The organism is Bradyrhizobium sp. CIAT3101, assembly GCF_029714945.1.
Classification (GTDB): domain Bacteria; phylum Pseudomonadota; class Alphaproteobacteria; order Rhizobiales; family Xanthobacteraceae; genus Bradyrhizobium.
In genome coordinates, this window is record NZ_CP121634.1 from 3593373 (window position 1) to 3608278 (window position 14906).

Genomic DNA, 14906 nt, shown 5'->3' on the forward strand with positions numbered 1-14906 from the left:
ATCCTAGCGTTCGCCGCGCCGGAACGGTTGCATCAGCGCTTGCGGGACCCGCGCACGCCGCGCCATCACGAGCAAGGCGACGATGGACATCACATAGGGCAGCATCAGGAAAAGCTGATACGGCACCGCCTTGCCAACGATATGCTGGAGGCGAAGCTGATAGGCATCGAACAGTGCAAAGAGCAGCGCGCCGAGAAGCGCCCGTGTCGGGCGCCATGATGCGAAGACGACGAGCGCGATGCAGACCCAGCCCCGTCCCTGCACCATGGTCGGGAAGAAGCTGTTGAAGGCCGACAGGGTGAGAAACGCGCCGCCCAGGCCCATGAGGGCGCTGCCGAAGGCGATCGCGCCGACCCTGATGGCGATCGGATCCAGCCCCTGGGCCTCGGCTGCATGCGGGTTCTCGCCCACGATCCTGATGGCTAGCCCCAATGGCGTCGCGCTCAGCACGTAACCGAGCAACAGAGCGAGCAGGATCGCGATGTAGGTGGGAGCGGTCTGGTGGAACAGCGCTTCGCCGAGAAACGGAAGGTTCGAGAGCAGCGGGATCTGGAGGACCTGGAACGGCACGATTGTCGGCGGCGAACCCGATACGGGGATCGCGAGGCGGAAGATGAAATAGGCAAGGCTCGAGGCGAACAGCGTGATGCCGAGGCCGGCGACATGTTGCGAGACACCGAGCGGGACGGTGAGGAGTGCATGCAGCAGACCGAACGCTGCCCCAGCGAGCGCCGCGGCGAGCAGACCGAGCCAGAGATCGCCGCCATGATAGACGGTCAGCCAGCCGATCATGGCGCCGAACGTCATGATACCCTCGATGCCGAGGTTGAGAACGCCCGACCGCTCGCAGAGCAGCGCGCCGAGCGTGCCGAAGATGAGCGGCGTTGCGATGCGAAGCATGGCCGCCCAGAGCCCGGCAGATGCGAAAAGGTCCAGCGCGGCGGTCAACGGCGGATCCTGTAATTGGTGAGCACCAGCGCCACCAGCACGGCCAGCAGCGACAGAGCCACGATGACATCGGCAATGAAACTCGGCACGCCGAGCCCGCGGCTCATGCCGTCCGATCCGACGAATATTGTCGCAACGAAAATGGCCGTGACGACGACGCCGATCGGATTCAGGCTCGCGAGCATCGCAACGATGATACCGGTGTAGCCAAAACCGGGCGACAGGTCGGTCGTCACATACCCCTTCACGCCAAGGACCTCGATCGCACCGGCAAGGCCGGCGAGGCCGCCAGAGACGCAAGCAGCCTGCACCAGCAGACGATTGACCTTGATACCAGCGAAGTTGGTCGCTGCGGGGTTGAGGCCTGCGGCGCGAGTCTTGAGGCCGAACACAGTCCGCTCCTGGACGAACCAGATCAGGACGGCGAGGCCGATCGCGATGAGAAATCCAATATGCAGCCTGGAGCGCGAAACGAGCTTGGGAAGAAAGGCGTCGCCAACGATCGGGACCGACTGGGGCCAGCCGAAAGCCATGGGGTCCTTCAGCGGGCCGTCGATCATCATCGACACCGTCAGGATCGTGATGAAATTCAACAGCAGCGTCGTGACCACTTCGTCGACGCCGAAACGCAGTCGCAGCCCGAGCGGGGCGAGCATCAATAGCGCGCCGGCCGCGGCTCCCGCGACCATCAGGACCGGAATCAGTGCCGGGCCCGGGAGTTGTAGCCCGTGCTGCGAGCCCAGCATCGCGGCGACCAGCGCTCCGGAATAGAATTGGCCTTCGGCACCGATATTCCACAGACGCGTCCGGAAGGCGACCGCCACCGCGAGGCCGGTGAGGATCAACGGTGTCGCCCGCGTGAGCGTTTCGGTGATCGACGATTTGGAGCCGAACGCGCTGGTCAGGATGCGTCGATAGGCCTCCAGGACCGGAGCGCCGCTCATCGCAATCAGAATGCCGGCGAGCAACAGCGCGACCAGAACGGCGCCGAACGGGGCCGCAACGGCGAGCGTCACAGGAACATGGGCGCGTCGATCGAGCCGCATCAAGCCATCTCGCTCCAGGCGCCCGCCATCATCAGGCCGAGCCGGCGCGGCTCTGCATCTTCAATCGGGATCGACGGCGAGAGACGACCGTTTGCGATCGCCTGGACCCGATCCGCCAGTTGCAGGATTTCGTCGAGATCCTCCGAGATGAGAAGGACCCCGGCGCCGGCGCGACGCGCCGCGAGGATCTCGGCGTGGACCGCAGCGACCGCGCCTTCGTCGAGCCCGCGGGTCGGCTGGGCCGCAATCAGAATACGCGGCGAGGTCAGAAGGTTTCGCCCGAGAATGAGCTTCTGCATGTTGCCGCCGGACAGCAGGCGGATCGGTGTGTCGGGCACACCGCCGCGGACATCGAACCGCTCGATGATGGCTTTCGCGAAGGCGCGCGCACCTGATCGACGAACCAGGCCAAAGGCCGAAAAGCGCTGCTCGCCGATCCGCTCCAGCACGGAATTTTCCCACAGCGTCATGTCGCTGACCGTGCCATCGACATTGCGGTCCTCGGGAATGCGGCCAACACCTGATGCAACGAACGAGGCAGGCGTCGGCTCTGCAACGGTTGCTCCAAGAAGCTCGAAACGGCCCGCCGTCGGCTTGACGAGGCCTCCGAGAAGCCGACCGAGCGTCGACTGTCCGTTGCCGGAGACGCCGATGATGCCGAGCGTCTCGCCCGCGCGCAATTCGAAGGAAATATCCGAAAGCGGCTTGAAGCCCGCGACAGAGACATTTGCGGCCCGCATGACCAGCGCGCCCGGTTGTTGTGGCTCCCGGGCGGGCCGCGTGACGGGCCGCCCCACCATCAGTTCGGCAAGTTCGTTCTTGTTGGTGTTGGCCGTGATCCGTTCGGCCGTGACCTTGCCGGCGCGCAACACCACGATCCGATCTGCGGCAGCAAGGATTTCATGCAGCTTGTGCGAAATGAAGATGAGCGAAAGGCCGTTCGCAGCCATGACACGCAGCGTATCGAATAGCTTCTCGGCTTCCTGCGGCGTCAAGACGGCGGTGGGTTCGTCGAGGATCAGGATGCGGGCGTCGCGATAGAGTGCCTTGAGAATCTCCACCCGCTGCCGCTCGCCGACCGAGAGGTCGCCGACCCGCGCATCAGGGTCGATCGCAAGGCCGAAGCGCCGGGCAATCTCCGTGAGCTTGGCGCGCGCCTCTCGCCAGCGGCCACGAAGCCGACCGATGTTCTCCGTTCCTGCGACGATGTTCTCCAGGACGGTCAGGTTTGCCGCGAGCGCAAAATGCTGATGGACCATGCCGATCCCGGCGTCGATCGCCGCACGAGGGCGCCCGGGCGGCAGCTCGCGGCCGAAAGCGACGACGCGACCTGCATCCGCTGCGTAGTGACCGAACAGGATGTTCATCAAGGTCGTCTTGCCGGCGCCATTCTCGCCAAGCAGAGCCAGCAATTCGCCGCGCCGCAAATTCAGAGTGACGTCGTCGTTCGCGATGAGAGAACCGAACCGCTTGGTGATCCCCTCCAGGCTCAGGACGGTCTCGTTCATCGCGGCAATCCGGCGATTGGCGCGGCGAAATGCCACGGCACCGCCTTTTGCAGCTGGCGCGCAAGGCGCAGCAGCAGGCCATCGGCCGCCATGGGACCGATCAGTTGCACGGACAGCGGAAGGCCCCGGTCGTCGATCCCGTGCGGGATCGACAGCGCCGGCGTGCCGCCCACATTTGAGATCATGGCGTAGGGCGCGAAATCCGACATGCGCCGCCAGTGCAGATCGACATCGCCGTGGTCCATGGGAAAGGATCCGATCGATGGCGGCGGCCCGCTCAGCATAGGCGTGATGATCACGTCGAACTCATCGAAAAGCCGCCAGAGGGTGTGCGCGACACGGACGCCGGTGAGCTCGGCATCCTGAAGTTCGCGCGCGGTGATGGCAAGCCCACGCTGCACGACGGCGGCGGTCAGCGGCTCCACGGCGGAGACGTCACCAAGTGTTCGCGCCAGATTGACTGAGATGACCCTGTCAAAAACCAGAGCGGCGTTGCGGGCGAGAGGATTGAGAATTTCGGGACCGATATCGGTGACCTGATGGCCGGCGGCGGCCAGCACGGAGCCCGCGTGATGCACGGCCTCGCGATAGCTCGGCTGGATCGGCGCGCCTTCGCTGACGTCGGAGCAGAGCCCGATCCGCAGGCCGCTGGGCGGAATGTCGAGGCGATCGGCGAGCGGCTTGCCAAGGTCGGGATCGGGGCAGGGTCCGCCAGCCGATCCGCTACAGCAGTCGAGGGCGACGGCCGTGTCGCGGAGCGAGCGGCTGACGACGAACTCGGAGGCGAGACCGCCGAGGTGGTTCTGGAAGCTCGGTCCCCCAGGGACGGCACCACGGCTTGGCTTCAGCCCGACGAGACCACAACAGGCCGCCGGAACACGAATCGATCCGCCGGCGTCCGTGGCGTGCGCAAGCGCCACCACGCCCGCGGCGACGGCGGCCGCGGCACCTCCGGACGATCCGCCGGGCGTCCGAGACGGATCGAGAGGATTGCGTGCGATCGGCCCCAGGGCCGGTTCGCTGCTCAGCGACAGGCCGAACTCCGGAACGGTGGTGAGACCGAACGGAACAAGTCCGGATTTGCGGAAGCGCTGTGCAAGGACATCATCACTGTCGGCCGGCACCGGCTTGAGCGCGCGCGAGCCGCAGACGACAGGAAGGCCCTTGGCCGCAGCACCGAGGTCCTTCATCAGGAAAGGGACGCCGCAAAAAGGACCTCGATCGTCTTGTGCGAACGGTCCACGGCGTGCGTCGATCAATGCGGCCTGCTGCTGACCTATGTCGGCCGCGAGATGGCTGATCGCCCCCAACCGGCTGACGGCGCTTGCGCGCTCAAGGGCCGCTTCGAGGACGTCGCGGCTGGTCGTTCGTCCAGCACGAACGGCTGCACCAAGGGTCACACCATCCTGCGGATCGCGTGCGTCTGTCACAATGCACATCCCCGAAGGACTGGGAGAAACGGCGCCAGTCAACTCCTCAAGGAACTAGGTTGGTTCTTTGGGGTCGACAGGGACAGTGAAGCTGCCGGATTTGATCGCGTCCCGCTTGGCTTCCATTGCGGCAATCGATTCCGGAGCGACCATGCTCTTGCTGAACACGACGTCGTTGCCTCCCGCCTTCATGAAGCTGAAGGAGGAGTAGTCCTTGCCTGCCTTGGCGCCGGCTTTCGCATCAGCGATGGCCGCGTCGAGAATGGGACGGAAGTACCACATTGCGTTCGCGAACACCGTGTCCGGGTAACGCGGCGTGTAGTCGAGCAGTGAACCGATTGACTTGATCTTCTTCTCCTTGGCGGCGTCGGCCGTCCCGATGCGCTCGCCAAACAGGATATCCGCGCCGGCGTCGATCTGCGCGAGGCCGGATTCGCGCGCCTTGGGAGGATCGAAGAAAGTACCGATGAATCCGATCAGGAATTTGGCGTCGGGCCGCACCTCCTTCACCCCCGATCGAAACGCGTTGATCAGGATGTTGACTTCCGGAATCGGGATTGCGCCGACCGTGCCGAAGGTACCGCTCTTGGAAAGAGGCGCGGCGAGCATGCCGGCGAGATAGGCAGCCTCATGATTCCATGTGCCGAAGGTGCCGAAATTGTCTCCTGACGGCTTGCCGCTCGATCCCATCAGGAAAGCGGTTTGCGGATAGTCGGCGGCCAATTGCCGCGCCTGAGCCTCGACCGCATAGGATTCCCCGACGATCAGCTTGTGGCCCTGCTCGGCATACTCGCGCATGGCACGCGGATAGTCGGTGCCGGACACGCCTTCCGAAAACACATACTCAATGACGCCGTCCTTGGCCGCGGATTGCAGCGCTTCGTGCAGTCGTGAATTCCAGGCATTCTCGACAGGCGAGGCGTGGATGCCGGCGACCTTGAGTTTATCGGCGGCAAATGCGCGCGGTGCTGCGAGGGCAAGGCCACCTGCTGCTGAACCCGTCAGGAATCTGCGACGTGATACTGAGAACATGATCTTCCACCATCCGCGACAATCGCTTGCGATCTCCGGGGAGAGTTGAAGTCGGGGGAAAATTTGTCAAGCCCACAGAATGGGCGCCGTGTGCCCTGACCGAGCGTAGCCGGTCTATGCTCCGACGCGCGGTTGCTATCGCTTCTTCTTCTGCGGCTGATACCGACGCGCGATCTCGCGCGCGACGGTGCTCGCAGGCTTGAGATTTGCTCCTCCAAGCCAGACGTCGCTGACCTTGCCGCGCTTGTCGCGGATGCGGCGCACCGGCTCTCCATGGCTGGAATAGCCGGCCGCCCAGGCGAGCTTGCCGGTGTCGCGGCCGGTGACCTCGATCTCGGCGGCATCCATGAACGGGTTGTTGAACTGGGGATTGGCGACGAGCACGCGATTGCCGGCGGGCACGAGGTCGGTCGCGCCCCAGATCGTCCACCAGCGGCCGGTCCAGTCGCGCACGCGACGGTCGGGTGCGCCGCGGGTCTTGAACACGCGAAGGATCTGCATCGCACCGTCCATCCAGAACGGAGCCGCGCCGTCGATGGAGTTGCTGAGGATGCTGATCGCGAGTTCGCATCCGGGGATGGAGCAGGTCCGCGAGATATAGCCCTGGAAGCCGCCGCCATGGCCGAACCAATCCCAGCCGTCAGTCTTGCCGGCGTTGACGCCGAGGCCGTAATAGGCCTCGAAGCTCTGCGGCACGCGCCATTGATGCCGCGTCATCTCGCGTCGGCTCGCGACCGACAGGACGCTCTTCCTGGCATTGGGAGCCAGCTGCGCGAAGAATCGTGCGGTGTCCGCGGCGGTGGCGACGAAGCCCGCGGCGGACGCCATCGCGTGCGCCGGATTGTCGCCCGGGATGACGCAGCGCTCGCCGAACGGCAGCTTGCGCGTGTGGCCGCGCGCAAACAGCGCGCCCTTCGGAAGCGGCGCGTTCGGCTCCGTCTCGCGCAAGCCCGCAGGCTCGATGATCTCGCGCTTGATCCAGGCGGAGTAGGGCTCCTTGGTCACGGCTTCGATGACGAGGCCCATCAGGCCAAAGCCGTGGTTGGAATATTTGAAGCGCGTGCCGGGCTCGATCGCGGTCGGCCCCTTCAACTCGGCGAGTAGCTCCCTGGCGTTGAGATAGGGACGGCTGTCGATGAACTGGCCGGAATCGGCGCCATCGCGCGTCAGCCCGGCGCTGTGCGACAGCACCTGCGCAATCGTGGTCTCCGCCACACGCGGATGCAGGCCGCTGACATATTGGCCGACGGGATCGTCGAGCCTGAGCTTGCGCTGCTCGCGCAGCTTCATGATGCCGGCCGAGGTAAAGCTCTTCGAGTGCGAGGCGATGCGGAAGCGGTGGCGCGGGGTGAGCTTCTCACCGGTGTCGAGATCGGCAAGGCCGAACGCATGCTCGGCGACGACCTCGCCGCGATGGACGAAGGCGACCAGGACGCCGGGCTGTTGGAAGGTCGTCTGCTGGAATTCGATCCAGGAGCTGATGTAGTCGATCGCGGATCGCAGCCACTTGTCCATTGCGCTACCGGTTTGCGAGGGGATTGGTTGCGAGAAGCTAGCCGAGAAAGCAGAACGGGCACAACCGTCAGGTTGTGCCCGTTCGCGTGATGCGAAGATGCGATGCCTTTAGTAGACGAGCGTCGCGCCGGTCGGCTTGTCGAGCGCGGCCGCCAGCGAGCGATACTCGGAGCTGTCGGTGCCGGCGAGCATGGCGATCTTGTTCAGATGATACTGGGCCTGTTCGCGGTTACCCTGCTCGAGCTGCCAGAGGCCGTAATACTGCCAGGTGCGGACGTGGTTCGGATCGTCCTTCAACGCGATCTCGTAATAGACCTTGGACGACTGGTAGTCGCCGAGCTTGCGATAGGAGTAGCCGATCAGGTTGGCGACGTCGGCGACGTCGTCACGCTTGAGCGACTTCAACTGGCCGATCGCGCCGGTGTAGTCGTGATTGTCGTAGATCGTGGTGTAGGCGGTGCGATAGGCCGCGAGGAATTTCGGATCGCTGACGGAAGAGCTCTTCTTCTTGCCCTTCTTGGTGGACGAGGAGTCCGACTTTGGCGGCGAGGAGGGCTCGTCGCTGCCCGCGGCATAGGCGCTGGTCAGCACCGGCGCGGCCGCCAGCGACATGGCGACGAGTCCCGGCACAACTAGCATTGAGAGTTTGCGCATTGAAGTTCTCCCGTATGGAACGTGGCGATCCTACACGATTGCCCGAATACCGGAACACCCGGTTCGCAAAAACATTCCCCGGCCCCCCGGTCTATTCGCCTTTCCTCAGATGACAAACTTGTCATCCAGATGAACGGAAGCTGGCAGAGGGCTTCAGACAGGGTTCAGTGCGCTCCCCCTAGGCTCTGACCCATGATCGAAGGGTTGGCGAGAGGGCGCCGCCTAAGATCCTTCCAAGAGGAGACCACCATGTTGAAGACCATTTCCGCAGCCTTGCTCGCAGCCTCCGTCATCGCAGCCCCGGCCTTCGCCGCTGAAGCCGGCAAGACCACGACCGCTGCACCGGTGATCAAGGCGGACCAGACCCAGAGCAAGGTCTCGACCACCGCCGCCAAACCCGACGCCGGCGTGAAGGCCGACGCCAAGACGGGCGTCAAGACGGATGGCAAGAGCGCCGACGTCAAGTCGACCGCCAAGCCGGATGTGAAGGCCGATGCCAAGGTCGATACCAAGACCAAGGCGATGAACGCCAATGCCGCGATCACGCCGGACGAGCACAAGACGGTGCGGACGCATCGCCATCACCACAAGCATCTGTCGACCAAGAAGTCGCTGAAGACGCAGTCGAGTGTCACCAAGCCGGTGACCACCGAGAAGCGCAGCTAAAAACTGATCCCGCGCGGCGGCATCCCTGGATTGCCCTGCCGCCGCGTGTGGAGTTCAGGCCCGGCTCGCACGTCACGCCCCGCGCGCAAGCGCGAGGTGCTGGCGGCGGGCCGGTGCGCCGTTTGCCGCAACGAATTTCCGTCGCGTCGAGCGCGCAAACAGGAATCTCGAAAACAACCCCATGCACAGTAGACGGCAGCAACGAGCCGATGGACACGCATCTGCGGATTTTGCGAATCCGTTTGACTCGTCGGGCAAAACACCTCTAGACATGCATGATTGCAACCATGGGGCTGGAACGCTCCAGGTCGATTGAGCGGTGAGCGCGAACTGTGGGGCGATTGGCGAAACGTGCGGCGAGCCTGGCACTGATCCTGGCATTGCCGCTGGCGCTCGCGGGATGTTTCGGCGGCGACGGTGACCGTCCCAGCCTGATGGAGGGAAGCCAGGCCGGAGGCCCTCAGCCGTTTCCCGACAATTTTCGCACCGACGCGCTGGCCCTGATGCGCACCTATCTCAACAATCCAGTCGGCGTGCGCGACGCCAGCATGGCCGATCCGGTGCTGCGGGAGGTTGGTGGCCGGCAGTTCTATATCAGCTGCCTGCACTTCACCCCGCGCGAGACCGACGGCAGCTATAGGACGGTGCGTGAGCGCGCCGTCGTCTACGTCAACGGCCGCGCCGACCGCGTCATCGATCGCGCCAACGAGATCTGCGCAGGCGCGGTTTACGCACCCTTTCCAGAACTGGAAAAGATGACGCGGTAGCGCAAAGCCCGTCTTCATCGCGCGGTGTTAGGACAACAACCGCCGGGGTCGCCGGATCACATTTCGGCGAGCTTTGAACGGATCGGTTTTGCCTTGCGACAAATCGTTACGGCTGGACTTGTGCGGACGACAAAATCTGTCGGCGCAGGCCGACGTGATGGAACAAAAGCGCGATGTTGCCGCTCCGTCACAGTCACGAACGATCAACGTTCCGGCATCGCCGCGAAGCAACCCAATTCACGCCACGTTGTTTCCTGAGTGTCGTAACTGAAAGAACGGGGATGACCATGAAGACCATTTTGCTCGGTGCAGCAGCTCTGCTTGCGCTGGCCGCACCGGCGGCCGCGGCGGATATGCAGCCGCGCACCTACACCAAGGCTCCGGCCTATACGCCGCCGCAGGTGATCTACAACTGGACCGGCTTCTACATCGGCGGCCATGTCGGCGGCGCCTTCGCCGGGGACAGCAGCTTCCAGTCCAGCGACGCCCGCTTCCTGGGCGGCGTGCAGGGCGGCTTCGACTACCAGTTCGCGCCCAATTGGGTGGTGGGTATCGAGGCGCAGTACTCCTGGCTGCCGACCAACAACAAGGGCGTCACGTTCCCGCTGGGCACGCAGGTGACGTCCGGCACCGACCAACTCGGATCGGTGACCGGCCGCATCGGCTACACCTGGGGCCCGACGCTGCTCTACGCCAAGGGCGGTTACGCCTGGCGCAACGGCGGGCTGGGCGTGAACATTGCCGGCGTGCCGCAGACCTTCACCGCCACCGGCAACAGCAAGGACGGCTATACCGTTGGCGCCGGCCTGGAATACATGTTCGCGCCGAACTGGTCGGCCAAGGCCGAATACCAGTATTACAATTTCGGCAGCACGACGATCACGTCCGGTCCGGCCGACGTCGTCGGCGTTCGCGGCCGGGACGACGAGCATACCGTCAAGGTCGGTGTGAACTACCGCTTCGGCTGGGGCGGTCCGGCGGCCTCGCGCTACTAATCCGCCGCGCACTAGCACGACCACGATCCGACAAAGGCCGGCTTCCCGCCGGCCTTTCGTTTGCCAGCCCCATGTCGTCTGCCAACCCCATGCCGACCGCTTGTTTGCCTTGCGTGAACCATCTGGCGCGTCATTTGCAAGCAAACAGTCTGGCGCGCGCCTTCTCACGCGTGTCACGGGGATCGGGTAAAGCAAAAATAATTTTTGCGACTTACGGAACTCGCGCTCCGGAAAGCGTTAATTACTCAATTGCCGGCTGGTGGGACAACGAACATGCGTATCTTGGCGTCGGTGGTGGTGGTCTCGTGCTTCGTCGCCCTGCCGTGCTCTGCCCAAACAATCCTCAAATCCGAGCCTCTGATGTTGGCACCTTACGAGGTCGCCTTCGTGAAGGACGCCTCCTGTCAGTCGGGCAAAGTGCTGAAGGTGACGGGCGCGATCCGCGGGCTGCACCGCCGCAAGGCCTGCGTGGCGCTGGCCGGTGAGCAGGCCTCGCTGGCGACAGCGACGCCCTGAGGCTCCCTTCTATCGGCCGCAGGCTATCGCATGTGAGCTTGGCAAGGCCTGCGCGAGCGCCTCGTCCTTCGAGACGACCGCTCCGCGGTCTCCCCAGGATGAGGCTGAACGGCAGCTTTTGCTGGCGAGATTGCTGCCACATACGCCATCCTCATCCCGAGGGCCCGCCGGAGGGGGCGTCTCGAAGGATGGCCACAGGCGAACGTCCCGCCACGCTTTCCTCAAAAGCGGTAGCCCTGGCCTCGGCTCTCACGAGTTGAGCTGAAGCTCCATCCTGGATTCCCGCTCGGCGTCCGCCTTGTTCTTGGCGGGGTCCTCGCCTTGGGCAGCCCGGCACGATTTGATCTCATAGTCATTGTCGAGCACCCGGCGCGGACCGTGCCGATCGTCGTCGGTGCCGATGTCCACGACCAGGCCGCTCCGTTGCGCGAGCTTCCAGACGTCGGCCTCATCGGGATAGGCTTTGCTGATCTGGCTGTCGTTGCAGAACAGGGCGTAGGGCATGCTTCCCGCTCCCGGAAAGCGCGTTAACGACTTCATCCATGGGAGGTTCCGCCTCGATCACGGGGCCGTGATCGAGGGGGTGAGGGAGCTGGGCGCTTGAGTCCTTAACGAGTCCTGAATCCGTAAAAAAAGAAACATTGGGACTCGTTTGGCGGAATCAGCGGATGTTTCCGGCCATGACGACCGACCTGAAAACCTGCTGCGGGCACATGCTTCTGCCACTGACGCTGGCACTTTTAGGCGCCTGCGCAGCCAATCTCTGGCTGGTGTGGTCGTGGCTGTAAGGTCCTGGCTCTAGCGTCTTGGTCGGAGCCGGGCCGGCCCTACTTCTGGGCCGGCGGCGGGCCGGAAGCGCTGATGGCGGCGCGCAGCTTGCTCAGGGTCGCCGCGCAATATTCCTCGCGCTCGCGCTCGAAGCGCTCCTGATGCTTTCTGAAATTGGCGATGCGGGTCTGCATCTCGCTGCGGAAATCGCCTGCCGCGCGAGGTGGCAAAGGGACCGGCGGGGGCTGCGGCAGCGGGGCGAGCGGCGGTGGATTGGCCGGCTGCGGCTCGAACGCGACAGTCACGGTCTGGACGGAGACGATCTCCGCAGCCAGAACCGGCGCAGCAGCAGCGGTATCCGGCTGACGGATGTCGTCCTTCTTGCCGGAAACCGATTGGACGAAGGCCAGTGTCTGCGCGATCAGCGCGTCGCGCTCTCTGATCCACTTCATGATCCACCACCCTGTTTGGAGCTATTCCACCAAAGCCGGGGCGCCGAATCAAGCAGGCTGTATGCAGGGGATTGCATATTTTTCCCGGACGCCCGACATTGGATGGATGGATTCCGGGGCCGACCAGTCGGAGGAAGCGCAGGGCCTGCGGCTCGTGCGCGCCTTTCTGTCATTGCCACCTGACAAGCGGGCGGAGGTGATCGCGTTCGTCGAGAATCTGGTGCGTGCCCAAGCCCGGTCCGAGGACGGCCACGAGGCCTCTCCGACCTGATCGCGAGCTAGCGCTGGCGCGGATTGACGTTGGGCACGAACGGGGCGCCGCCGACCACCCTGACCTGGGATAGGCCCGAGCTATCGATCGACCTGCTGTCGGCGACCTGCTTCGCGGGAGGCTCTCCATACACCGGCTGAAGCACCGCAAGCGTAGGCTCGAGCACCGCAAGAGCGGGCTTGAGCACCGCGAGCGCGCCGGCGACAACCGCGCAGCACAGCGCGACCGTCGTCAGCAGGAACATGTTTCGATTGTCTTCTCTGATCCGCATGGGGGCGAGAACGAGCGAGCCCGGCGGTTGGTTCCGGGCGAGCAATGGCGGCTCGGGCGGCCCCATAATCGATCGAAACTTACGTGAGGCTTACACGCGGCCGCCGATTGGGTATTTTCCCGTAAGGTTACGCGCGTCATTTAGTATCAAATTTTAACGTTAGCGGGTTCCAATGCCGCCGCTGGGACTGCTTCGGTCAATGGTGACCGGAAAATATTAGGCGGCTGCGATGAGCTTTTTGAACAATTTGAAGATCGTGTTGAAGGTTGCGCTGATCGTGACCGTGATGGGCTGCGCCCTGGTCGCCGTCGCCGCCTTCGGCATCCGTGAGCTGTCGGCGGCCGTCGACGGTTTCAGCGAACTCACCGCGATGCAGTCGTCGGCCCTCAATCTCACGCGGGCCCAACGCCGCATCGAGACCTATCACGCCGCGCTCTATGCGGTGTTCACCGAGACGACCGAGGCGGGCAACGCCAATCGCCTCAAGATCGCGAACCAGAACCGCAATGAGATTCGCCAGTACCTGGACGCTGCGGAGCAGGACGACCCGGCGCGAGCGAGCGAAACGAAGAGCGTCGGCGCGCAGTTGACGGCTGCCTTTGCGGGCTGCGATCCCGTGCTCCAGGCCGGCGCGGCTGCGAACAGCCCGGAAGACAACGCCAAGGCCGCCGATCGTGCTCACAAGGAGTGTGATCCGCTGATCGATGCCGCCCTCGATCGCGTTGCCAAGTTCACGGCCGATACGTCCAAGGCCGTGACCCAGCGCAAGGAAGCGATCGAGCGTGATACCAAATCCGCGACCTGGACCGTGGTGAGCGTCAGTGCCGGCGGCCTGATCGTCGGCATCGCGATCGCACTCTTCATCGGCCTCGTGGCGATGTCGAAGCCGATCGCCCGGCTCAAGTTCGCCATGGAGGGCCTGGCGCGCAACGATCTCAAGACCGAGGTGCCGGAGAAGGATCGCCGCGACGAGATCGGCGAGATGGCCAAAACGGTCGAGGTGTTCAAGACCAACGCGATCGAGGTCGAGCGGCTCAAGGCGGCCCAGGTGGAAGCCGAGAAGCAGGCTGCCGAGCAACGCCGCCGCGACATGTTCAACCTGGCCGACGGTTTTGAGCGCGCGGTCGGCGAGATCATCGACACCGTCGGATCCGCCTCGACCGAGCTCGAAGCGTCGTCCTCGACGCTGGCCACCACGGCGCACCGCGCGCAGGAGCTGACCTCGGTGGTCGCGGTTGCCTCCGGTGAAGCCACCGGAAACGTCCAGTCGGTCGCGACTGCAACCGAGGAATTGTCGTCCTCGGTCAACGAGATCAGCCGGCAGGTGCAGGAATCCGCGCGCATGGCGAGCGAGGCCGTCAATCAGGCCCGCACCACCACCGAGCGTGTCAGCGAGCTCTCGGTCGCGGCAACGCGCATCGGCGACGTCGTCGAGCTGATCAACACCATTGCGGGCCAGACCAATCTCCTGGCGCTGAACGCCACCATCGAGGCGGCGCGCGCGGGCGAGGCCGGCCGCGGCTTCGCCGTCGTCGCCTCCGAGGTGAAGACGCTGGCAGAGCAGACCGCGAAGGCGACCGGCGAGATCAGCCAGCAGATCTCCGGCATCCAGAACGCCACCCAGGAATCGGTGACGGCGATCCGCGACATTTCCGCGACCATCGAGCGGCTGTCGGAAGTGTCCTCGACCATTGCCGCCGCCGTCGAGGAGCAGGGCGCCGCGACCCAGGAGATCTCGCGTAACGTGCAGCAGGCCGCGCACGGCACCCAGCAGGTCTCGACCAACATCACCGACGTGCAGCGCGGCGCGGCCGAGACCGGCTCGGCGTCCTCGCAGGTGCTCTCGACCGCGAAGATGCTGGCGACCGACAGCAATCGGCTGAAGGACGAAGTCGGAAAATTCCTGCGGACGGTGCGCGCGGCCTGAGCCGCGCGACGGAGAAGATCCGGCGGCACTCCAGGCCGCCGGCGGACCACAGATCTTATTGTAGCAAGAACGCCATCGCGACCGCGAAGAGAAACAGCGTCGCGACGACGGCCGCGACGGCTCCGGCGATGATCTTGGCG

Annotated in this window: 16 protein-coding genes; 6 read left to right on the top strand and 10 right to left on the bottom strand. The window is 64.5% G+C overall.

From position 1 onward, the window contains the following. Positions 1–3: 3 nt before the first annotated feature. From QA645_RS16860 to QA645_RS16890, 7 genes are all read right to left on the bottom strand, one after another. Positions 4–948, bottom strand: a complete 945-nt coding sequence (locus QA645_RS16860; protein WP_254194280.1) for an ABC transporter permease — start codon at positions 946–948, stop codon at positions 4–6. Beyond that, a complete protein-coding gene (locus QA645_RS16865; RefSeq protein ID WP_283051612.1) occupies positions 945–1994 on the bottom strand; it encodes an ABC transporter permease in 1050 nt (349 codons plus the stop codon). Before QA645_RS16865 ends, QA645_RS16860 begins: the two co-directional genes overlap by 4 nt. Continuing rightward, positions 1994–3502, bottom strand: coding sequence for an ABC transporter ATP-binding protein (locus QA645_RS16870; protein ID WP_254132298.1), 1509 nt, complete (start codon positions 3500–3502; stop codon positions 1994–1996). Before QA645_RS16870 ends, QA645_RS16865 begins: the two co-directional genes overlap by 1 nt. After that, the gene (locus QA645_RS16875; RefSeq protein WP_283051615.1) at positions 3499–4932 is read right to left on the bottom strand and encodes an amidase; all 1434 of its coding nucleotides are present in this window, start codon (positions 4930–4932) and stop codon (positions 3499–3501) included. The genes QA645_RS16870 and QA645_RS16875 overlap by 4 nt, the downstream gene beginning before the upstream one ends. A gap of 54 nt (positions 4933–4986) precedes the next feature. Further along, positions 4987–5964 (bottom strand): BMP family protein, encoded by a 978-nt coding sequence (locus tag QA645_RS16880; protein ID WP_254132296.1) that lies wholly within the window; start codon positions 5962–5964, stop codon positions 4987–4989. Positions 5965–6099: 135 nt separating this feature from the next. After that, a complete protein-coding gene (locus QA645_RS16885) occupies positions 6100–7479 on the bottom strand; it encodes a serine hydrolase domain-containing protein (RefSeq protein ID WP_283051616.1) in 1380 nt (459 codons plus the stop codon). A gap of 108 nt (positions 7480–7587) precedes the next feature. Next, entirely contained in the window at positions 7588–8133 is a 546-nt protein-coding gene (locus QA645_RS16890) for a tetratricopeptide repeat protein (protein ID WP_254132294.1), read from the bottom strand. 249 nt (positions 8134–8382) lie between these two features. Between QA645_RS16890 and QA645_RS16895 the strand changes: the two genes are divergently transcribed. From QA645_RS16895 to QA645_RS16910, 4 genes are all read left to right on the top strand, one after another. Beyond that, entirely contained in the window at positions 8383–8799 is a 417-nt protein-coding gene (locus QA645_RS16895) for a hypothetical protein (protein ID WP_283051618.1), read from the top strand. Positions 8800–9131: 332 nt separating this feature from the next. Then, positions 9132–9566 (top strand): hypothetical protein, encoded by a 435-nt coding sequence (locus QA645_RS16900; protein WP_283051621.1) that lies wholly within the window; start codon positions 9132–9134, stop codon positions 9564–9566. Between the two features lie 287 nt (positions 9567–9853). Continuing rightward, a complete protein-coding gene (locus QA645_RS16905; protein ID WP_254132291.1) occupies positions 9854–10561 on the top strand; it encodes an outer membrane protein in 708 nt (235 codons plus the stop codon). A 273-nt stretch (positions 10562–10834) separates the two neighbouring features. Then, entirely contained in the window at positions 10835–11077 is a 243-nt protein-coding gene (locus tag QA645_RS16910; RefSeq protein WP_254132290.1) for a hypothetical protein, read from the top strand. 249 nt (positions 11078–11326) lie between these two features. Here the strand turns inward: QA645_RS16910 and QA645_RS16915 are convergent, their stop codons facing one another. Both QA645_RS16915 and QA645_RS16920 read right to left on the bottom strand, forming a co-directional pair. Continuing rightward, complete coding sequence (locus tag QA645_RS16915) at positions 11327–11581, bottom strand: hypothetical protein (protein WP_283051625.1); 255 nt, start codon at positions 11579–11581, stop codon at positions 11327–11329. 323 nt (positions 11582–11904) lie between these two features. Next, a complete protein-coding gene (locus tag QA645_RS16920) occupies positions 11905–12297 on the bottom strand; it encodes a hypothetical protein (protein WP_283051627.1) in 393 nt (130 codons plus the stop codon). A 61-nt stretch (positions 12298–12358) separates the two neighbouring features. On the opposite strand from QA645_RS16920, the gene QA645_RS16925 reads away from it, so the two are divergent. Further along, a complete protein-coding gene (locus QA645_RS16925) occupies positions 12359–12568 on the top strand; it encodes a hypothetical protein (RefSeq protein WP_283053675.1) in 210 nt (69 codons plus the stop codon). Between the two features lie 7 nt (positions 12569–12575). On the opposite strand, the gene QA645_RS16930 is transcribed toward QA645_RS16925, so the two are convergent. Further along, positions 12576–12812 carry a hypothetical protein gene (locus QA645_RS16930; protein WP_283051629.1) on the bottom strand — a complete coding sequence of 79 codons (237 nt, stop codon included), beginning with the start codon at positions 12810–12812 and terminating at the stop codon, positions 12576–12578. Positions 12813–13068: 256 nt separating this feature from the next. On the opposite strand from QA645_RS16930, the gene QA645_RS16935 reads away from it, so the two are divergent. Beyond that, on the top strand, positions 13069–14766 hold the full coding sequence (locus tag QA645_RS16935) for a HAMP domain-containing methyl-accepting chemotaxis protein (RefSeq protein ID WP_283051630.1): 1698 nt from the start codon (positions 13069–13071) through the stop codon (positions 14764–14766). The last annotated feature ends 140 nt before the right edge of the window (positions 14767–14906 follow it).